Raw genomic sequence first — 19,411 nt, 5'->3', positions numbered from 1 at the left:
GCAGCCCCACCGCCCTTGCGGCAGGGCCCTGGCGTCCGCCCAGGGCCTCGACGCCGCCCCTCGCATGGTCCGGGCCGACGGGGTTTGTGCCCTATCCCACCGGCGGCCCCTCCCCGGCCCGCTCGGTTCGCACCCACTCCGTCTGCCGCCGGCCGAGGAAGCGCCGGAGGATGGCGGCCTTGCCGGCGACGAGGCCGGGCAGGGCCGCGAGGTCGCGCCAGCCGAGGAGGCCGGCGCCCCAGCGCCGGGCCGCTGCCGCGACGACGAGGACCAGGAGCCCGAGGCTCGCGCCGGAGATCAGCACCGGAGCCGCGCCGCCGCCGAGCCCCCACCAGGCCGCGCCGAGCCCGAAGAGCCCGGCCTCGGCCAGCGCCAGGGTGACGAGGGGCAGCACGCAGAGGTCGAGGGCCATCGCGGCGAGCCGGGCATCGCCGCGCCGGAGGGCGGCGCGGACGAGTGCGCCGGCATAGGGCAGGATCAGCGAGAGATGGCCGTGCTCCCAGCGGGTCTGCTGCGTCCGGCGCGCCGCGGCGCCGGCCGGCAGGACGCTCCTCACCTCCGCCTGCGGGCAGAAGCGGGGCGGATGGCCGGCGAGGGCGAGGTCGAGGCCGAGCTTGAGGTCTTCGGCCAGGTGTCCGTTCGCGAGCGCGGGCCCGTCCGGCAACCCGAGGAGCCGTGTCGGCACCGCGAAGCCGGTGCCCGAGATGCCGCAGGGCCAGCCGAGGCGGTGGCCGCCGAGGGGCCGGCCGATCTGCTTGATCACCGTCGCCACGGTGGCGATCCGCAGGGACGACGAGGCGAGCGGCGGCGGAGCCAGACGGTAGGCGGCCTGGACCGGCGCGTCGTGGGCGGCGCTCAGCCGCGCGATGCGGTCGAGGCAGGCCGGCGCCAGGGCGCAATCCGCATCGACCACCACCAGGGTCTCCGGGAGCCCGCCGGCCGCGAGGTGGCGATAGCCGAAATCGAGGGCGTAGCCCTTGCCCCGGTGCGCGGGATCGTGGCGCTCCACCACCTCGGCGCCGGCTTCGCGCGCCGCGGCGGCGGTGGCGTCGCGGCAATTGTCCGCCACCACCAGGAGGCGGTCGCCGGGCTGAAGGCCGTCGCGCAGGGCCGCCACCGTGCCGGCGATCAGCCCGGCCTCGTCATGGGCCGGGACCAGCACCGCGAGGGAGGGGCGGCGGGGCGCGGCCGGCACCGGGCGCAGGGCCGGCAGCGAGGCCAGGACCTGCGCCGCCAGGACGAGGACCGGCACCGCGCCGGCGAGCGCCAGGGCGCAGAGCAGGAGGTCGACGACGAGCATGGAGAGGGTTCCTCGGGCGCGGTCGCTCGGCGCCCGGCCGCGCGCCGCGCGGCCGGGTCACGGCAGGGTTCGGGAGTGGGGGCGGGACCCGGTGCCGGGGTTCAGTAGGCAGCCTGCGAGCGGAAAACCTCGCGCAGCGTCATGGCCAGGATGATGAGATCGAGCAGCACCGACCAATGCTCGATATAGGCGAGGTCGAGATCGACCCGGCGCTGCATCGCGGCGGCGTTCGGCGTCTCGCCGCGGCAGCCGCGCACCTGGGCCCAGCCGGTGATTCCCGGGCGCATGGCGTGGCGCTCGGCGTAGCGGTCGACGAGGCCGGCGAAATGCGCGTCGTGCGCCACCGCGTGCGGCCGCGGCCCGACGAGCGACATCGAGCCGAGGAGCACGTTCACCAGCTGGGGCAGCTCGTCGAGGCTGGTGCGGCGCAGGAAGCGGCCGATTCGGGTCACCCGCGGGTCGCCGGGCTGGGCCTGACGGATCACCGGCCCGTTCTCGCAGCAGCTCATGGTCCGGAACTTCCAGACCCGGAAAGGCCGGTTGCCGAGCCCGATGCGACTCTGGCGGAAGAGCACCGGTCCGGGCGAATCCCACTTGATCAACACCGCGATGGCGAGAAGCAGCGGCAGCAGCAGGACCAGGCCGAGGGCGGACCCCACGATGTCGAACGCACGCTTGAGCACCGGCCCCGCCCCGCGCCGGGGCGCGATGGCCGGCCGGGCCGGGAGGACGGGGGCCTCCGCCACCGGCGCCAGCGGCACGAGCCCAGAGGTGCGCCCGGGAGCCAGACCCGGCGCGAGCAGGAGCGCGAGGCCGCCCGGATAGGCCCCGGCCGCGACGCCTCCCCCACCAAGGCCTCCTCCTGCGAGGCCTCCTCCCGCGAGCGCCTCGCTCGCGAGACCTCCGTTCACAAGCCCCCCGCCCGCAAGCTCATCGCCCCCGCTCACGCGGGATTGCGGCCGCACTCCACGAGCCATTCGCCGTCTCCACCGTTAAAGAGCGTTAGACGATACGCAGGGGCACGGCAGTTCGGTCAATTTCACCAGAATATCAGCCGGGGATACGCCGGTTATACTGGGACTACGTCGTTCGCGGAGCGACAATGCCGCTCGGCACGACGAACGTGATGGCGGATCGGAGAAGCAAGGCACGGGCGGCGGATGCCGGCCTACCGCTTATTGGGAGGCTGCGCGGCGTGGCCGGAGAGTCGAGGGTCGACCCTGCTCCACCGTGACCCCATCCCCCTCGGCGACATCCGGCCCCGCGCCGGCCGGGACGAGAAGGCCAGACCCGCATGCGCGCAAGCTCCCGTCTTCCTGCCCGTATCCTTCGTGCCCGCATCCTGGCCGCCCCACGCCTCGCCTCCCTCCGGTACGGGCTCGTCCTCGGTGCCCTGTGCCTGCCCGCCGGGATCGCGGCGGCGGCCGGCGCGTCGTCCCCCGTCCCGCCGGTCGCCGCCCCGGCGGGCAAGTCCCCCGCACCGTCTCCCGCGTCCTCTCCCGCGACCGTCCCCACCGGCTACGTGCTCGGGCCGCTCGACCGGATCCGGCTGCGGGTGTTCGAATGGCGGGCGAGCCGCGACGAGATCTTCGCCTGGACGGCGCTCAACGACGAGTTCACCATCGGGGCGGACGGCACGCTGTCGCTGCCGATCATCGGCGACGTCCCGGCGGCCGGCCTGCCGACCCGGGAGGTCGGCCGGCTGGTGGCGAAGCGCCTGCGCGACCGCATGGAATTGGCGGACGCCCCCGACACCGCGGTCGAGATCGCCCAGTACCGGCCGTTCTACATCACGGGGGCCGTCGACAAGCCCGGAGAATACTTCTTCCGGCCGGGGCTGACGGTGGGCAAGGCGGTGGCTCTGGCGGGCGGTCCGCCGCGCGTCGCCGACAGCGGCCTGCTGCGCCTGGAACGCGACGCGATCGCCGCGCGCGGCGACCTCGCCGGGTTGCAGAAGGACCGCGACCAGCTGGCGATCCGCCTCGTGCGCCTCGCCGCCGAGCGCGACGACAAGCCGAAGGTTGAGTTCCCGAAGGATCTGGCCGGGCGCCCGGATCCCGGCCTCCAGGCGCTGATGGAGCGCGAGACCTCGATCTTCGAGGCCCGCCGCAAGGCGCTGGCGGCACAGGTCGACGCCATCGAGGACCTCAAGCGATTCCTGCGCCAGCAGATCGACGCGCTGAACGGCCAGCTCGCCACCATCGACACCCAGATCAAGCTGATCGCCACCGAGATCCGCAGCAACGAGCAGCTCGCCGAGCGCGGCCTCGCCACGCAGCAGCGCACCATCGCGGCCGGCCGCTCGATGGCCCAGATGGAGAGCGAGAAGCTGCGCACCACCACCGACCTGCTGCGCGCCCGGGAATCGATCTCCCGGGCCGACATCACGATCCTCGACATGCGCAGCAAGCGCGCCACCGAGGTGACGGGGGAGATGCGCGACACCCAGCGGGCGCTGGAGCAGCTGAAGCCCCGGATGGAGATGGCCGAGCGGCTGATCATCGAGGCCGAGGTCTCCGCCCCGCGCTTCCTCTCCGACCGCGTCCAGGCGCGGCGCGCCAGGCCGACCTACCGCATCGCCCGCCAGAGCGGGCCGACGACGCAGGAGATCGGCGCCGAGGAGAACACCGCCCTGATGCCGGGCGACGCGGTGACGGTCGAATTGCCGAACGGCGACCTGCCGGCGGTATCCTGGCCGAGTGCGACCCGGCCCGGGGGGGCGATGACGTCGTTGAATTGACGGATCGGTCCCGAGGAGGAGCCGCGAAGGGGTGACCGCCGGACCGGGATCATACCCGCCATGCCGTTCCGGGGCTGCGCCGCGGAGCCCGGGATGACCCGGTGCGGCGGCAAGGTGCGAGTCCGTTTGGCGACGGGTTATACCAGCGGTCGTCGATTACCGGCCGCGCCACCACGCGGCCACCCGCCGCCACTTCTCCTCCAGCCAGCGGGCCGATCGCTCCAGCGACGGCTTCATGCCCGGAAGATCCTCGCTGAGGAGGGCGAGGCCGAGCGGCAGCATCCACAGCCCGAAGACCGGCAGCACCGCCAGGAAGCCGCCGAGGATCAGCAGGATCGCCGCCGGGATCCGGACCCAGCGCCGCGACGGCGCCCGCAGCCAGGCGACGGCGCCGCCCACCCGCTGCGGCAGCAGGTCGAGCAGCCGGGCGATCCGCTCGTCCCAGGCCCTGGCGAGAGGATCCCGAGGATCCTCGGCCCGCGGATCGGGAGAGCCTTGCGGAGACATCGGCATCGCCGTGGGGTCGCGCGGGCGCGTCGGGGTGTCGTCGGTGATCATGATGGGAAACAAAGTGGCAAGACGGCCCGACGGTTCCCGCTCATGCCGCCCTCGCGCCCCGCCCTCGCGCCGAACGCCTGCGAGGCCGCGCCGCATTGCCGTCCCGCGGCCCGCGACCTAACTCCCGATCCCATGGAGAATACCGGCGAAGCAGGGTGCGGCGCCACCCCGGCGGCGGGCGCCTTGCAGGTCCGCGTCGTCCAGCGCATCTCCGAGATCGCGGCGGCCGACTGGGACCGCTGCGCCTTCTCGGCCGAATCGCTGGCGGGGGCGGCCGAGAGCCACAACCCCTTCGTCAGCCACGCCTTCCTGGCGGCCCTCGAGGAATCGGGCTGCGTCGGCGGGCGCACCGGCTGGCTGCCCTTGCACGTCGCCGCCGAGCGCGACGGCACGGTGATCGGATACGCCCCCTGCTACCTGAAGTCCCATTCGCAGGGCGAGTACGTGTTCGATCACGGCTGGGCCGACGCCTTCGAGCGCGCCGGCGGCCGCTACTATCCGAAGCTCCAGGTCAGCGTGCCGTTCACGCCGGTCACCGGCCCACGCTTCCTGATCGCCCCGGGCGAGGATCCGGAGGAGGCCACCGCCGCCCTCGTCGTCGGCCTGCGGGCCCTGCGCAAGCAGGTCCAGGCTTCCTCGATCCACGCGACCTTCCTGCCCGAGACGGAAGCCGAGCGGGCCGGCGATCTCGGCTTCCTGCGCCGGGTCGACCAGCAATTCCACTGGGACAACGACGGCTACGCCAGCTTCGACGATTTCCTCGGGGCGCTGGCCTCGCGCAAGCGCAAGGCGATCAAGCGCGAGCGGCGCGACGCGCTCGCGGCCGGGCTCACCGTCGAGTGGGTCACCGGCTCGGACCTGACGGAAGCGCATTGGGACGCCTTCTACCGCTTCTACATGGATACCGGCTCGCGCAAATGGGGCCGGCCCTACCTCAACCGGCGCTTCTTCTCGCTCATCGGCGAGCGCATGCCCGAGCGCATCCTGCTGGTGATGGCTCGCCGCGAGGGCCAGTACGTGGCCGGCGCCATCAACCTCATCGGCGACCGCGCCCTCTACGGCCGCAACTGGGGCTGCATCGAGGACCACCCGTTCCTGCATTTCGAGGTCTGCTACTATCAGGCAATCGACTTCGCGATCGCCCGCGGCCTCGCCCGGGTCGAGGCCGGGGCGCAGGGCGAGCACAAGCTCGCCCGCGGCTACCGCCCGGTCATCACGCACTCGGTCCACGACATCGCCGATCCGGGCCTGCGGGCGGCCATCGCCGACTACCTCGCCCGCGAGGCGCGCCACGTCGAGGCCGCGGCGGAAGCCCTCGACGAGGCGACGCCCTTCCGGAAAGGCGAGGAGTGACGGGGCGGTAGCGCCCCGGCCGGCACGCCGTTACGCTTGAATGTACGGGGCCCGGAAAGAGGCTCCGGTTTTCGGGAGCGGAACGTCATGCGGACGAGCGAGGGAGGACGCGGATGCGCGTCCCGCCGGTTGCTTCTGGGGTGCATCGGGGTAGCGCTCACGGTGCTCGCCGTGCCGGCCCTGGCCGATCAGGCCCTGAGGCCGCGCAGCGGCGAGGCCCTGGCGCCGGCTCGGCCGGAGGAGGTCGGGCTGTCCGCCGAGCGGCTCGGCCGCATCCGGCAGGTGATGGAGCAGGAGGTGGCGGCCGGCCGCCTGCCCGGCGCGGTGGTGATGGTCGCCCGGCGCGGACGCCTCGCCTACGCCGAGAGCGTCGGATTCCGCGACAAGGCCGCCGGCGCGCCGCTCGAGAAGGATGCGATCTTCCGCATCTACTCGATGACGAAGCCGCTGACCTCGGTCGCCGCCATGACGCTGATGGAGGACGGCCGTCTCCAGCTCACCGACCCGGTCTCGAAGTACCTGCCCGAGTTCAAGGACCCGAAGGTGGCGGCGAGCCGCCCCAACGCGCTCGGCGAGGCCTCGCCCGATCTGGTGCCGGCGGAGCGCGCGCCGACCGTCCAGGACCTTCTGCGCCACACCGCCGGCCTCGCCTACGGCGAGATCACCACCAACCCGGCGGTGAAGGCGGCCTACGCCAAAGCCGGGCTGTTCAAGCCCGATTTCGACTACAACACCACCGACCTCACCCCGGAGGAGTTCACGACGAGGATCGCGGGCGCGCCGCTCGCCTACCAGCCCGGCACGGTCTGGCAGTACAGCCTCGCGGTCGACGTGCTCGGCCGCGTGGTCGAGAAAGCCTCGGGCCAGCGCCTCGGCGACTACCTGGCGGAACGGGTGCTGCGGCCGCTCAAGATGAGCGAGACCGGCTTCTCGGTGCCGGCCGACAAGGCCGGGCGGATCGCCCAGTCCCTGCCGACCGATCCCGCCACCGGAGCGCCAAACCGGCTGATCGACGGCGCCGTGCCGAAGAACGATTCCGGCGGCGCCGGCGGCTACGGCACCGCCGCCGACTACCTGCGCTTCGCGCAAGCCATGCTCGACGGCGGCAGCCTCGACGGTGCGCGGGTGCTCAGCCGCACCAGCGTCGAATTGATGACCGCCGACCATCTCGGCGAACGCATCAAGCCGGTGGTCGGCCCCGGCGAACTGCTGATGGGCGTACCCGGCTACACGTTCGGCCTCGGCTTCATGGTGCGCAAGGAGGCCGGCATCGCCGGCGTGCCGGGCTCGAAGGGCGAGTTCCTATGGGCGGGCTATGCCGGCACGTTCTTCTGGGTCGATCCCAAGGAGGAACTGGCGGTGGTGATGATGACCCAGGCGCCGGGCCCGAGCCGGGCCTTCTACCGGCGCGAGATCAAGCAGCTCGTCTACGGCGCCATCGCCGATTGAGCGACCGGGGCGCGGGACGCCGAGGAGCAAGGCGCAAGGCGCCAGCCATGCATCCGCGCCCCTGGACTCGGGCGGGACCGCATCTGAGGATGCGCCCCGTCCAGGCCCCGCGCGATGCGGGCCGCCAAGAAACGTCGCCGCCCGGAGCGTCCCGCCGCATGTCCCCGATCGACCGCATCTCCGCCGACCTCGACGCGCTCACCGCGATCCGGCGCGACCTGCACGCCCATCCCGAACTCGGCTTCGAGGAGGTGCGCACCTCCGGCATCGTGGCGGACAAACTCGCCTCCTGGGGGATCGAGGTGCATCGCGAGGTCGGCCGCACCGGCGTGGTCGGGGTGCTGAAGGGCCGCGGCACCAGCACCCGGCGCATCGGGCTCCGCGCCGACATGGACGCCCTGCCGATCGAGGAGGCGACCAACCTCCCCTACCGCTCGACGGTGCCGGGCAAGATGCACGCCTGCGGCCATGACGGCCACACCACGATCCTGCTCGGCGCCGCCAAGTACCTGGCCGAGACCCGCGACTTCGACGGCACCGCGGTGTTCATCTTCCAGCCCGCCGAGGAAGGCCTGGGCGGCGCCCGCGCCATGCTGGCCGACGGGCTGTTCTCGCGGTTCCCCTGCGACGAGGTCTACGGCCTGCACAACAACCCGAGCGGACGCACCGGGGAACTCTCGGTGCGGGCCGGCGCCGCCATGGCGGCGGCCGACTTCTTCGACATCCGCATCGTGGGACGCGGCGCCCACGGGGCGCAGCCGAACCGCGGCATCGATCCCGTCGTGGTCCAGGCCGCGCTGGTCCAGGCGATCCAGACCATCGTCAGCCGCAATGCCGACCCACTGCAATCGGCGGTCGTGTCGATCACCCAGGTCCATGCCGGCGCGGCCTACAACGTGATCCCCGAGGAGGCCCACCTCGCCGGCACGATCCGCACCTTCGACGACGACATCCGCGCCCTGGTCGCCAAGCGCATGCGCGAGATCTCGGCCGGCATCGCGGCGACCTTCGGGGCCGAGATCACGGTCGAGATCCGCAACATCTTCTCGGTCCTGCGCAACGCCGAGGCGCAGGCCCAGGCCGCCGCCGAGATCGCCACCGAGCTGTTCGGCGCCGCCAAGGTCGACACCGCGCCCGAGCCCAAGATGGGCAGCGAGGACTTCGCCGACATGCTGCACGCGGTGCCGGGCGCCTATGCTTGGCTCGGGGGCAAGGCCGGCGCGAACCTGCACAACGCCGCCTTCGACTTCGACGATGCGATCATCCCGCTCGGCGCAGCGTATTTCGCCCGGCTGGTCGAGCGGCGCTCGGCGGCGGCCGCCGGCTGAGGGGCGGTTCCGGGAGGGCGGCCGTTCGGATAAGCTCCGGCGACGCCTTCTCCCTGCGTCATCGCGGGGCCGCGCAGCGGAACCCGAGATGGCCGGCAGGGCGGCACGACGCGTCAGCGAACGGGTTGGCGCCCGACAGGACGAGACGATGACCGAGACCGCCTACGACCCCCAGAACATCTTCGGCAAGATCCTGCGGGGCGAGATCCCCTGCCACAAGGTCTACGAGGACGAGCACGTCATCGCCTTCATGGACGTGATGCCCCAGGCCGACGGCCACACGCTGGTGGTGCCCAAGACCCCGAGCCGCAACCTCCTCGACGCGGACCCGGCCACCCTCGGCCCTCTCTACGCCGCCGTCCAGACGGTGGCCCGAGCCGCCAAGGCAGCCTTCGCGGCCGACGGCGTCGCAGTCTACCAGTACAACGAGGCGGCGGCGGGCCAGACGGTGTACCACCTCCACGTCCACGTCCTGCCCCGGCACGAGGGCGTCGCGCCGCGGCGCCATGTCGAGGGCATGGCCGATCCGGCCGTCCTGGCGCAGCATGCGGAGCGGATCCGGGCGGCGCTCGCGAGCTGAGCAGACTCGCGTTGGCAGACCAACGCTTCGTGCGCGTAGACTCTTATCTTGTCGCAGATTTTTGTCGCAAACCTGGCAGCCACTTTTGCGAGATCTGCTTAGAGTGTTTTCCGACGAAGTGGACACCGGTTCGTCGGAAAATGCTCCATCGCCACGTCCGCCCGACGCGATCGACGATTCCGGGCATCGCGGAGCCGGCGCTCCCGCGCTTGCCCGGTCTCGCAGCACGGTGTGGGAGCGGGCCTCGTCTCGGGCGGCCGGCGCGAAGCGGCGCCCGTCTTCAGCCCAAATAGAAAAGCCGCCCTCTCGGGCGGCTTTCCAAAAACGTCTCGGTTCTCGCGTCGCGCGGATCAGCGCGAGTAGAACTCGATGACCAGGTTCGGCTCCATCTGCACCGGGTACGGGACCTCGGACAGGGTCGGCACGCGGGTCATGCGCGCGGTCATCTTGCCGTGGTCGACCTCGATGTAGTCGGGCACGTCGCGCTCGGCGAGCTGGCTCGCCACCACGACGATCTCGAGCTGCTTGGACGATTCCTTGATCTCGATCACGTCGTCCGGCTTGACGAGGTAGCTCGGGATGTTGACGCGCACGCCGTTCACCCGGATGTGGCCGTGGTTCACGAACTGGCGGGCGGCGAATGGGGTCGCCACGAACTTGGAGCGGTACACCACCGCGTCGAGGCGGCGCTCGAGCAGGCCGACCAGGTTCTCGCCCGAGTCGCCGCGCAGGCGGATCGCCTCGGCGTAGTAGCGGCGGAACTGCTTCTCGGTGATGTTGCCGTAGTAGCCCTTGAGCTTCTGCTTGGCGCGCAGCTGCGTGCCGAAGTCGGACATCTTGCCCTTGCGGCGCTGGCCGTGCTGGCCCGGGCCGTACTCGCGGCGGTTCACGGGGCTCTTCGGGCGGCCCCAGATGTTCTGGCCCATGCGGCGATCGAGCTTGTGCTTCGCCTGAACGCGTTTCGACATCGCGTGTCCTCTAGAGAATCTGCATCACGTATGAGAGGAACGCGCCCTCCTCCCCCCGAATCCGGGGCGACAGAGCGGCCGTGACGAGCCGCTCGCGGGTGCGCAAAATGCTGCGGGGCCCCGAACCGGAGCCCCACGAACCGGGCGCTCTTAGGCGACGAACCGTTTCGGGTCAAGACTCAAGGGGCTGGCCGGAACCGCGCCGCGGCCTTGCCATCCCGGGTTCCCAAGATCGAGACGTGGTCGCCCGGCACCCCGACGAAGTCGGCCCGGGCGATCCGCGCGAGGCGGGCGCCGTACTTCTCGGGGATCACCGGGTCGGATTCGCCGTGCACGATCAGGATCGGCACGGAGACGGTGCCGATGATCCTGTCGGAGTGCCACGTGTCGGCGAGGAGCCCCGCCGGCAGGAAGCGGAAATGGTAGCGGGCCATCGCGGTCATCGAGTCGAACGGCGCTTCCAGGTAGAGACCCTGCACGCCCTCCGCCCCGATCCGGGCCGCCACCGCGACGGCGACCGCCGCGCCGAGGGAATGGCCGTGCAGAAGCACGGGCGCCCCGGGGGCGCGGCGCCGCGCCTCCGCCACGGCCGCGAGGCCGTCGGCGATCAGGCCGGCCTCGCTCGGGCGGCCGGTCGAGCCCGGATAGCCGCGATACGCCGGCGCCATCATGCCCCAGCCCCGGGCCCGCCACGGCCCGGCGGCGAAGCGCTCCGCGTGCCATTCGGGGAGCGAGGCATTGCCGTGGAAGCTCACCACCATGCCGGCGCCCGGGGCCGGCGGCAGCCAGAGGGCGCGCAGGCGCTCGCCATCCGCGGTCGGAACCGTGATCGTCTCGACGGCCGGCGGCAGGCGCGCCGTATCGGCCGGCACCGGACCGCCCTGCCCCGGATAGAGCAGGCCGCGCTGGAACCACCAGAACGCCGCGATCACCGCGCCGTAGAGCGCCAGCACCGCGACGAGCAGGATGGCCGCGACCGTCATCGGCCGCGCGAGGGCCACGGGACCTCGCAGGGGGGCCGGCTCACTGGATCCGGCTCACTGCAGCACGAGCGGCATCGCCTCGAAGGCCACCTCGGCGACGCCGCGATCGGCGAGCGCCGTGCGCAGGGCCGGCGTCAGCCGGTCGCCGGAGGTGAAGGCGGCGAGCACCGGGCCGGGTGTATCGTCGCCGGTCCGGCGGAGGGGACCGCCGATCAGCTGGATCATCCGCCGGGCGATCGCCGGGGCGGGATCGATCCAGGTCACCGGCCAGGGGGCGAGGGCCTGGTAGCGGGCGAGCAGCAGGGGGTAATGGGTGCAGGCGAGCACCACCACGTCGGTGCGGCCGGCCTCGCCCTCGACGAAGCACGGCCCGATCTCGGCCCAGAGGTCGGCATCCGAGACCGGCAGGCCGGAGAGCGCCGCCTCGGCGAGGGAGGCGAGGCCGGTGGCGCCGACCAGGGTGACGCTGCAGCCGGCCGCGTAGGTCTCGACGAGGTCGCGGGTATAGTCGCGCCGCACGGTGCCGGGGGTGGCGAGCACGCTGACGAGGCCGGAGCGGGTCGCGGCGGCGGCCGGCTTGATCGGCGGCACGGTGCCGACGAAGGGCACGTCGAAGCGCCGGCGCAGGGCCGGCAGCACCAGGGTCGAGGCGGTGTTGCAGGCCACCACGACGAGGTCGGGGGCGTGCAGCGCGATCAGCCGCTCCATGACGGCGAGCACCCGCGCCACCAGCACCGGCTCGGCGAGGCCGCCATACGGGAAGGCCGCGTCGTCGGCGGCGTAGACCACCCGGGCATCGGGCCGGGCGCGCCGCACCTCGGCGAGCACCGTGAGGCCGCCGAGGCCGGAATCGAACACGAGAACCACCGGCGCACGGGTGATCGGCGCCAGGGGCGCCGCGGCAGTGCCGGCCATCAGATCGAACCGCATGAGAGGTCTTGACCGAGAGGTATGGAGATTGCCGTCGAGAGTCCGGCGCGATCGTTAAGGCTTGGTCAAAGCGGCGGCAGAATGGCCGGGCTTCTCGTTGCAACGCACAAGCGGCGCGGCGGCACCGGGGCCCAAGCTGCGCGGTAACGCCGCGCTGGAGAAACGCATTCCCCCGACCGACGTTGATCGTGAACGATCCATCGACGCATGAGGGATGATCCGATGGCAGCGACCGCGACCGCGCAGGTCCCCGACACGCGCCCCGCGTTCCCTCCGCCCCCCGTGGATGCCCGCCCGATCGACCGGGGGGCCTGGATCGCGGCCTTCCGCCACGTCCGCGACGAGACCGAGCGCCGTGCCGCCCCGCTCTCCCCGGAGGACCAGCAGATCCAGTCGATGCCGGATGCGAGCCCGACCAAGTGGCACCGCGCCCACACGACCTGGTTCTTCGAGCAGTTCCTGCTGACCGCGATGGTGCCGGGCTATGCCGTCTTCGACGAGCGCTTCTTCTACCTGTTCAACTCCTACTACGTGCAGGCGGGCCCGCGCGCGCCGCGGATCAGCCGCGGCCTCGTCACCCGCCCCACCTGCGACGAGGTGGCGGCCTACCGCGCCCATGTCGACCACGCCGTCGCCGACCTGATCGCCGGGGCCTCGGAGGGGACGCTCGCGGAGATCGTCGGCATCGTCGAGATCGGCCTGCACCACGAGCAGCAGCACCAGGAGCTGATGCTCACCGACATCCTGCACGCCTTCGCCCAGAACCCGCTGCTGCCGGCCTACGACCCGGGCTGGCGCTGGCCCTCCCTCGAGCAGAAGCAGGGCCGCGTGGCGCTCCCGGGCGGCGTGACCCAGATGGGACATGCGGGCGCAGGCTTCCATTTCGACAACGAGGAGCCGCGCCACGACGTCCTGCTGCGGCCCGTGAGCCTCGACCGCGCCCTCGTCACCAACGGCGAGTGGCTCGAATTCATGCAGGATGGCGGCTACGCCAAGCCCGGGCTGTGGCTCTCCGACGGCTACGTCGCCGCGCAGAACGAGGGCTGGGAGGCGCCGGGTTACTGGCGCCGGGCCGACGGGGTGTGGTCGAGCATGACGCTCGCCGGGTTGAAGCCCGTCGATCCGGCTCTGCCGGTCACCCATGTCAGCTACTACGAGGCCGACGCCTTCGCCCGCTGGGCCGGGCGCGACCTGCCGACGGAGGCCGAGTGGGAGGCGGCGAGCGGCTCCCTCGACGCCGCCTTCGGCCATGTCTGGCAATGGACCCGCAGCGCCTACAGCGCCTATCCGGGCTACCGCCCGCTGCCGGGCGCGCTCGGCGAGTATAACGGCAAGTTCATGGTCAGCCAGTTCGTGCTGCGCGGTGCGTCGGCGGCGACGCCGCAGGGACATAGCCGGCCGACCTATAGGAACTTCTTCTACCCTCACCAGCGCTGGCAGTTCACGGGCCTGCGTCTATCTCAGTACGGGGAGTGAGGCGCGACGCGCCTCGATGCGGGCCCCTGCCGGGGGCCGAACGATCTCGGAGTGTCTGCTCGTGAATGCCCCGCTTCCCCATCTCGCGCCCGCCCTCCGCGACGGCAGCGTCGACCGAAGCTTCCTGCAGGACGTGCTCGGGGGCCTCGGCGCCCCGCGCAAGCACCTCTCGGCCAAGTACTTCTACGACCGGCGCGGCTCCGAACTGTTCGAGGCGATCACCCGGCTGCCGGAATATTATCCGACCCGCACCGAGCTGGCGATCCTCGACCGGTACGGCCCCGAGATCGGGGCCGGGCTGGCGCCCGGTTCGGCGCTCGTCGAGTTCGGCAGCGGCTCGACCGCCAAGGTCCGGCGCCTGCTGCCGCATCTCTCCGACCTTTCGGCCTACGTGCCCGTCGACGTGTCGGAGGAGTTCCTGCGCAGCGAGGCGGAGGAACTCGGCCGCGACTTCCCGCACCTGCGTGTCGAGCCGGTGGCGGCGGACTTCACCAAGCCCTTCGCCTTCCCCGACGACCTGAGGGACGCGCCGAAGGCCGGCTTCTTCCCGGGCTCGACGCTCGGCAATTTCGAGCCCGAGCTGGCGGCGGGCCTCCTCGCCAGCTTCGCCCGGACGCTCGGGAGCGGCGCGACCCTCATCGTCGGCATCGACCTCGTGAAGGACAAGGCGGTGCTCGATGCGGCCTACGACGACGCCGCCGGGGTGACGGCGGCGTTCAACCTCAACCTGCTCACCCGCATCAACCGCGAGCTCGGGGCCGATTTCGACCTCGACGCCTTCGCCCACCAGGCCTTCTTCGACGAGAATCTCGGGCGGATCGAGATGCACCTGGTCAGCCGGCGCAGCCAGCTCGTGACGGTGGCCGGGGTGCCGTTCCATTTCGGCTCCGGCGAGACGATCCACACCGAGAACAGCTACAAGTACACGGTGCCGGGCTTCCGGGCGCTCGCCCGCGGTGCCGGCTGGGAGCATGCCCGGGTCTGGACCGATCCGGACGGGCTGTTCTCGGTCCACGCCCTGACCGCCAGCACCATCCGGCGGCAGTGATCGTCCGGTGAGCGGGTCCGACCTCGACCGCGCCCGCAGTGGCGCGGTCGACGCCTTCCTGGAAACGGCGCGGCAGGTCGCCCCGCCGGCCGGCGACGCGCCGCGGCTGATCTTCGCCCTCGACGCCACGATGAGCCGGCAGCCGACCTGGGATCTCGCCTGCGGGGTCCAGGCCGGGATGTTCGAGGCGACGGCCCGGCTCGGCGGCCTCGCGGTGCAGCTCGTCTATTTTCGCGGGTTCTCGGAGTGCCGCGCCTCGCGCTTCGTCGCCGATGCCCGGGCGCTCACCGGCCTGATGCAGGGGGTGGCCTGCCGGGGCGGCCAGACACAGATCGGCCGCGTGCTGCGCCACGCCCGCAACGAGGCCGGGCGCGGCCCGGTCAAGGCGCTGGTGCTGGTCGGCGACGCGATCGAGGAGAGCCTGGACGACCTCTGCGGGGTTGCCGGCGAACTCGGGCTTCTCGGCGTGCCGGCCTTCTGCTTCCACGAAGGACCCGGTCCCGCGGTCGCCGCGGGTTTCGCGGAGATCGCCCGGTTGAGCGGTGGCGCTTCGGCCCGCTTCGACCTCGCGGCGCCCGGCGTGCTGGCGGCCTTGCTGCGCGCCGCGGCGATCTACGCCACCCGGGGACTCGACGGATTGCGCCTGGCCGCGCATGAGGATGCGGCGGCGCGCCGGCTCCTCGCCGGCATGACCGGCGGATAGAACGGGGCTTCCCCCGCTCGAGGACCGAGCGAGCCCGAGAGTGACGTACGACGCATGATCGCCCTCGGCCTCGGTGTTCTGGTCCTCGTCGGCCTGTGGTGGCTCGGTCGCCACTATGCGACGGCAAATCCCGCGACGATCGCGCGCGTGATCCGCCAGGCCGGCGGCTGGTTCGCCCTGGCGGCGGCGGCCCTCCTGTTCCTGCGCGGGCGCTTCGACATGGCGGGCGCGCTCGGCCTCGGCGGCGCCTGGCTGCTCGGCTGGCGTCAGGGCTCCCCCCTGCCCTTCGGCCTAGGTCGCTTCATGCCCCCGCGCCGGGGCGCGACGTCACCGGACGCCACCTCGCGGGTGCGCTCGGCGATGCTGGAGATGGAGCTCGACCATGCCAGCGGCGCGATGCGCGGCACGGTGCTGGCCGGCCCGCGTGCCGGCCAGGCGCTCGACGGCCTGCCGCTCCAGGGCCTCGTCGCGCTCCTGTCGGAGTGCCGTTCGAGCGATCCCGACGGCGCCCGGCTGCTAGAGGCTTATCTGGACCGCCGGTTTGCCGGATGGCGCGTAGACGCTCAGGCTGATCGCGACCCGCGGCCGGGCGGTGCGGCGCAGCCAGGGCCGATGTCGGAGGAGGAGGCCTATCAGATCCTGGGGCTTCAGCGCGGGGCGCCCCTCGAGGAGGTGCGCCGGGCGCACCGCACCCTGATGAAGCGGCTTCACCCGGACCAGGGCGGGTCCGACTACCTGGCGGCCCGCGTCAACGCGGCCAAGGACTTTCTGCTCAACCGACATCGCTGATACTCCACGCGCGTGTCGACGAAGCCGCGGCAGGGACGCGCCGCGGCGGGGATGTAGTGCACGATTCTGCGTCGGCTCGACGCGGCTACGCGCGCTGGCGCATCGGGATCAGGCGCCCGCCCTCCCCCTTGTGGGGGGGGCGAGGGGGATCGAGGATCCCGCGTGGGGTGGTGCCGCGTAGATCCGTGCGGTGCCTTCCGCACCACCCCTGACCCCTCCCCACAAGGGGGAAGGGGAATGCGTGCCTAGCTCCGCGTCGCGAAGCAGGTGAAACCGTTGCGCTTGAGCGCCCGGCAGGCATCCTGCGCGGCCTCGGCCTCGGAGAAGCCGGAGAACCGGGCGCGGAAGAGCGTGGTGCCGCCATGGGTCACCTTCTCGGTGAAGGGCGCGGCCTTGCCCAGCGCCCCGCCGCTGCGCTGGCGCGCCTCGGCGAGCATCGACTTGGCCTTGCCCTCGTCGTCCATCGCGCCGAGCTGGATCACCCAGGGCGAGACCGTGACGGGCTTCGGCGCGGGCGAAGCGGCCTCCCGCGGGGCGGGCGCGCGGGCCTCGCCGGGCTCGGCGGTCGGCAGGCGCGAGGCATACTTGCCCCCGGGAGCCGGGAAGGCCGGCGCGGCGGCGGCCGGCGCGTAGGCCTGGGCGCTCGCCGGGACGCCGACGGCGCCGGCGCGCCACTTCGCCTGCGGCGTCGCGCCGCCGCGGGGGGCGATGTCGAGGGGCTGGCCGGTGGAGTTCGTGGTCTCGACCGCATCGTCCTCATCGGCGGACGCCACCAGGGTGCGGGTGGCGACCGGGCGCTCGGCGACGACCGCGGGACGCGGCCGCTCGGCGACCTCGACCACCGGGGCGCTCGTACGGGCGCCGGCATAGGCCACCGGCAGGTTGGACTGGACGAGCTTGGCCATGATGTTGTCGCGGCTCGCGACCGACTTGCCGCCGAGCACCACCGCCACGATGTGGCGGTCGCCGGTGCGGGCCGAGGTCATCAGGTTGAAGCCGGAATCGCGGGTGTAGCCGGTCTTGATGCCGTCCACGCCCTCGACCCGCCCGAGGAGGTGGTTGTGGTTGCCGATCACCCGGCCCTTGAAGGCGAAGGAGCGGGTCTGGAAGTAGCGGTAGTATTTCGGGAACCGGTCCTGGATCGCCCGCGCGAGGATCGTCAGGTCGCGGGCGGTGGTGATCTGGTCGGAATCCGGCAGGCCCGAGGCGTTGGCGTAGTGCGTGCGGCTCATGCCGAGCGCATGGGCCTTGCGGGTCATCATCTCGGCGAAGGCGGGCTCGGAGCCGGCGATGTTCTCGCCGATGGCGCAGGCGATGTCGTTGGCGGACTTCGTCACCAGCGCCTTGATCGCCTCCTCGACCGTTACGGTCGAGCCCGGGCGCACGCCGAGCTTGGAGGGCGGCATGCGGGCGGCGTTGGCCGAGACCGTCAGCGGCGTGTCGAGGTCCATCTTGCCGCGCTCGAGCTGCTCGAACAGCAGGTAGAGCGTCATCACCTTGGTGATGGAGGCCGGATGGCGCAGGGCATCCTCGTTGACCGCGTGCATCACGCGACCGGTCTTGGCATCGACCACCATCGCCGCGTAGGGCGGGTTGTAGCCACCGCCGCCCCCGTGGTGGGCGCGCCGCCGCGCCTCGGCGGGCGAGGCGGTGAGCGCCGTCAGCACCGCCGCGGCGGCGAGCACGGCCGGCAGCGCGGGTCCAGATTGGCCGTGAACGCAACGCATCACGCGACTACCCCGTTCGACTGAAACAGGGCGCCTGCGACCTCGGCGGCGCCCTCAAACCGCCGGCGCCCCGCGAGAACGGCGTGGCGCAGCGGCATCACTGTCAATCAGGCTAGGCAGGCGCGGTTACGCCCCGGTTAACCGGCGACGAATTCCAACTCTCGAATTCGCGCGATTGTGCGACGCACAATGACCCTTGACGAATTTTGTGCGCTGCACATATTGCCTTTCGCCGGGGCGCGACGCGCGGGCACCCCGCACCGCTCTACCCGCCGCGCGAGAAGGGGCGTCCATCGAGGGCGCCACGCCACCATGAACCAGAACATCAGCCAGCAGGTCGAGAAGCAGGCCGAGGCGGCCCAGAAGTTCGGCAAGGACGGCATGGACGCGATGCTGCGCAGCTTCGGCACCCTGTCGAAGGCCAGCCAGGCGATCGCCGTCGAGGCCACCGACTTCGCCAAGCAGTCCTTCGAGCACGGCACCGCCACCCTCGAGAAGCTCGCCGGCGTGCGCTCGCTCGACAAGGCGCTCGAGATCCAGGCCGAGTACGTGAGGACCTCCTTCGAGCGTCTCACCACCCAGAGCCAGAAGATGACCGAGCTCTACACGAACCTCGCCAAGGAGATGGCGAAGCCGTTCGAGGGCATCGTCGCCCAGGCCCAGCAGCAGGCCTCGAAGTTCCAGGACCAGGCCTTCAAGGCGCAGGGCCGTGCCTTCGAGCAGGCCAAGGACGGCCTGAACAAGGCCCAGGGCGAGGCCGCCAAGACCTTCGACGCCGCCAAGGACGCCGCGTAATCCTCGAGGGCGGCCGCTACGGCCGCCCGTCTCCGAGCTTCGACCGGTTCCCGCGACCGGCACGGATCCCCGTGCCGGTCGCGCCGCGTTTCGGGGGTCCCGTACGGCCCCGCATGACAAGAGCGCGCAGCCGACTGGCGAAGCGCAGACTCGGCCTATAGATTAGGCTCGGCACCGGCAGCCGACGTGATAGGCTGCCGTCCCGCGACGCGTTCCGGCCTCCCTTAGCAGAGGGCCGGCGCGCTTCGGCGCGGTCGCCAGAGCGAGGTCGGTACGATTCAGATGGCTCAGGTCCCGAGGCAGGGAAAACCCTCCACCAGGCCGGTCGCGGCCAACCCCCGCGCACCCGGGAACGGTAACGGCGACGGTCGATCGGGAACCGCCGTGATCACGCGAACGAAGCCGCGCACCAAGCGGCCGAACCTGTACCGCGTGCTGCTGCTCAACGACGACTACACGCCGATGGAATTCGTGGTCCACGTCGTCGAGCGCTTCTTCAACAAGTCGCGCGAGGACGCGACCCGCATCATGCTGCACGTCCACCAGAACGGCGTCGGCGAGTGCGGCATCTTCACCTACGAGGTTGCCGAGACCAAGGTGACGCAGGTCATGGACTTTGCGCGGAAACATCAACATCCTCTGCAATGCGTCATGGAAAAGAAATAGCCGTCAGCCCGAGACAGG

At 72.0% G+C, this 19,411-nt stretch carries 18 protein-coding genes; 11 read left to right on the top strand and 7 right to left on the bottom strand.

Features of this window, described 5'->3' with window-relative positions:
- Nucleotides 1-91: 91 nt before the first annotated feature.
- Both G4G93_RS27635 and G4G93_RS27630 read right to left on the bottom strand, forming a co-directional pair.
- Nucleotides 92-1,300, bottom strand: coding sequence for a glycosyltransferase family 2 protein (locus G4G93_RS27635; protein WP_165089212.1), 1,209 nt, complete (start codon nucleotides 1,298-1,300; stop codon nucleotides 92-94).
- Between the two features lie 101 nt (nucleotides 1,301-1,401).
- Nucleotides 1,402-2,211, bottom strand: coding sequence for an exopolysaccharide biosynthesis polyprenyl glycosylphosphotransferase (locus G4G93_RS27630; protein WP_312892277.1), 810 nt, complete (start codon nucleotides 2,209-2,211; stop codon nucleotides 1,402-1,404).
- A 383-nt stretch (nucleotides 2,212-2,594) separates the two neighbouring features.
- On the opposite strand from G4G93_RS27630, the gene G4G93_RS27625 reads away from it, so the two are divergent.
- The gene (locus G4G93_RS27625; protein WP_165089209.1) at nucleotides 2,595-4,040 is read left to right on the top strand and encodes a polysaccharide biosynthesis/export family protein; all 1,446 of its coding nucleotides are present in this window, start codon (nucleotides 2,595-2,597) and stop codon (nucleotides 4,038-4,040) included.
- A gap of 156 nt (nucleotides 4,041-4,196) precedes the next feature.
- Here the strand turns inward: G4G93_RS27625 and G4G93_RS27620 are convergent, their stop codons facing one another.
- A complete protein-coding gene (locus G4G93_RS27620) occupies nucleotides 4,197-4,598 on the bottom strand; it encodes a hypothetical protein (RefSeq protein WP_395411834.1) in 402 nt (133 codons plus the stop codon).
- 132 nt (nucleotides 4,599-4,730) lie between these two features.
- Between G4G93_RS27620 and G4G93_RS27615 the strand changes: the two genes are divergently transcribed.
- From G4G93_RS27615 to G4G93_RS27600, 4 genes are all read left to right on the top strand, one after another.
- Nucleotides 4,731-5,951: a GNAT family N-acetyltransferase gene (locus tag G4G93_RS27615; RefSeq protein ID WP_165089331.1), complete on the top strand. Its 1,221-nt coding sequence runs from the start codon at nucleotides 4,731-4,733 to the stop codon at nucleotides 5,949-5,951.
- 129 nt (nucleotides 5,952-6,080) lie between these two features.
- Nucleotides 6,081-7,400: a serine hydrolase domain-containing protein gene (locus G4G93_RS27610; protein ID WP_246737057.1), complete on the top strand. Its 1,320-nt coding sequence runs from the start codon at nucleotides 6,081-6,083 to the stop codon at nucleotides 7,398-7,400.
- A gap of 158 nt (nucleotides 7,401-7,558) precedes the next feature.
- Nucleotides 7,559-8,728: a M20 aminoacylase family protein gene (locus tag G4G93_RS27605; protein WP_165089204.1), complete on the top strand. Its 1,170-nt coding sequence runs from the start codon at nucleotides 7,559-7,561 to the stop codon at nucleotides 8,726-8,728.
- A gap of 148 nt (nucleotides 8,729-8,876) precedes the next feature.
- On the top strand, nucleotides 8,877-9,308 hold the full coding sequence (locus G4G93_RS27600; protein ID WP_165089202.1) for an HIT family protein: 432 nt from the start codon (nucleotides 8,877-8,879) through the stop codon (nucleotides 9,306-9,308).
- Nucleotides 9,309-9,658: 350 nt separating this feature from the next.
- Here G4G93_RS27600 and rpsD read toward each other — a convergent pair whose 3' ends face one another.
- From rpsD to murI, 3 genes are all read right to left on the bottom strand, one after another.
- Complete coding sequence (gene rpsD, locus G4G93_RS27595; RefSeq protein WP_048433566.1) at nucleotides 9,659-10,276, bottom strand: 30S ribosomal protein S4; 618 nt, start codon at nucleotides 10,274-10,276, stop codon at nucleotides 9,659-9,661.
- A 179-nt stretch (nucleotides 10,277-10,455) separates the two neighbouring features.
- On the bottom strand, nucleotides 10,456-11,277 hold the full coding sequence (locus G4G93_RS27590) for an alpha/beta hydrolase (RefSeq protein ID WP_312892276.1): 822 nt from the start codon (nucleotides 11,275-11,277) through the stop codon (nucleotides 10,456-10,458).
- A 36-nt stretch (nucleotides 11,278-11,313) separates the two neighbouring features.
- Nucleotides 11,314-12,189: a glutamate racemase gene (gene murI / locus G4G93_RS27585; RefSeq protein WP_165089199.1), complete on the bottom strand. Its 876-nt coding sequence runs from the start codon at nucleotides 12,187-12,189 to the stop codon at nucleotides 11,314-11,316.
- A 222-nt stretch (nucleotides 12,190-12,411) separates the two neighbouring features.
- Between murI and egtB the strand changes: the two genes are divergently transcribed.
- The 4 genes from egtB to G4G93_RS27565 all read left to right on the top strand — a co-directional run bounded on the left by egtB (nucleotide 12,412) and on the right by G4G93_RS27565 (nucleotide 16,205).
- Nucleotides 12,412-13,665, top strand: coding sequence for an ergothioneine biosynthesis protein EgtB (egtB, locus tag G4G93_RS27580; protein WP_165089196.1), 1,254 nt, complete (start codon nucleotides 12,412-12,414; stop codon nucleotides 13,663-13,665).
- Between the two features lie 61 nt (nucleotides 13,666-13,726).
- The gene (gene egtD, locus G4G93_RS27575) at nucleotides 13,727-14,713 is read left to right on the top strand and encodes an L-histidine N(alpha)-methyltransferase (RefSeq protein ID WP_312892275.1); all 987 of its coding nucleotides are present in this window, start codon (nucleotides 13,727-13,729) and stop codon (nucleotides 14,711-14,713) included.
- 7 nt (nucleotides 14,714-14,720) lie between these two features.
- Nucleotides 14,721-15,416, top strand: a complete 696-nt coding sequence (locus G4G93_RS27570) for a VWA domain-containing protein (protein WP_165089190.1) — start codon at nucleotides 14,721-14,723, stop codon at nucleotides 15,414-15,416.
- A gap of 54 nt (nucleotides 15,417-15,470) precedes the next feature.
- Nucleotides 15,471-16,205: a DnaJ domain-containing protein gene (locus G4G93_RS27565; RefSeq protein WP_206290064.1), complete on the top strand. Its 735-nt coding sequence runs from the start codon at nucleotides 15,471-15,473 to the stop codon at nucleotides 16,203-16,205.
- Between the two features lie 245 nt (nucleotides 16,206-16,450).
- On the opposite strand, the gene G4G93_RS27560 is transcribed toward G4G93_RS27565, so the two are convergent.
- Nucleotides 16,451-17,932 carry a D-alanyl-D-alanine carboxypeptidase gene (locus G4G93_RS27560; RefSeq protein WP_165089188.1) on the bottom strand — a complete coding sequence of 494 codons (1,482 nt, stop codon included), beginning with the start codon at nucleotides 17,930-17,932 and terminating at the stop codon, nucleotides 16,451-16,453.
- A 312-nt stretch (nucleotides 17,933-18,244) separates the two neighbouring features.
- On the opposite strand from G4G93_RS27560, the gene G4G93_RS27555 reads away from it, so the two are divergent.
- Together G4G93_RS27555 and clpS are read left to right on the top strand one after the other, a co-directional pair.
- The gene (locus G4G93_RS27555) at nucleotides 18,245-18,727 is read left to right on the top strand and encodes a phasin family protein (protein ID WP_165089185.1); all 483 of its coding nucleotides are present in this window, start codon (nucleotides 18,245-18,247) and stop codon (nucleotides 18,725-18,727) included.
- A 282-nt stretch (nucleotides 18,728-19,009) separates the two neighbouring features.
- Nucleotides 19,010-19,393, top strand: a complete 384-nt coding sequence (clpS, locus tag G4G93_RS27550; RefSeq protein ID WP_139038198.1) for an ATP-dependent Clp protease adapter ClpS — start codon at nucleotides 19,010-19,012, stop codon at nucleotides 19,391-19,393.
- Nucleotides 19,394-19,411 lie beyond the last annotated feature (18 nt).

The sequence above is a fragment of the Methylobacterium sp. DB0501 genome (assembly GCF_011043735.1).
GTDB lineage: Bacteria > Pseudomonadota > Alphaproteobacteria > Rhizobiales > Beijerinckiaceae > Methylobacterium > Methylobacterium alsaeris.
This window is presented reverse-complemented; position numbering and strand designations above follow the sequence as displayed.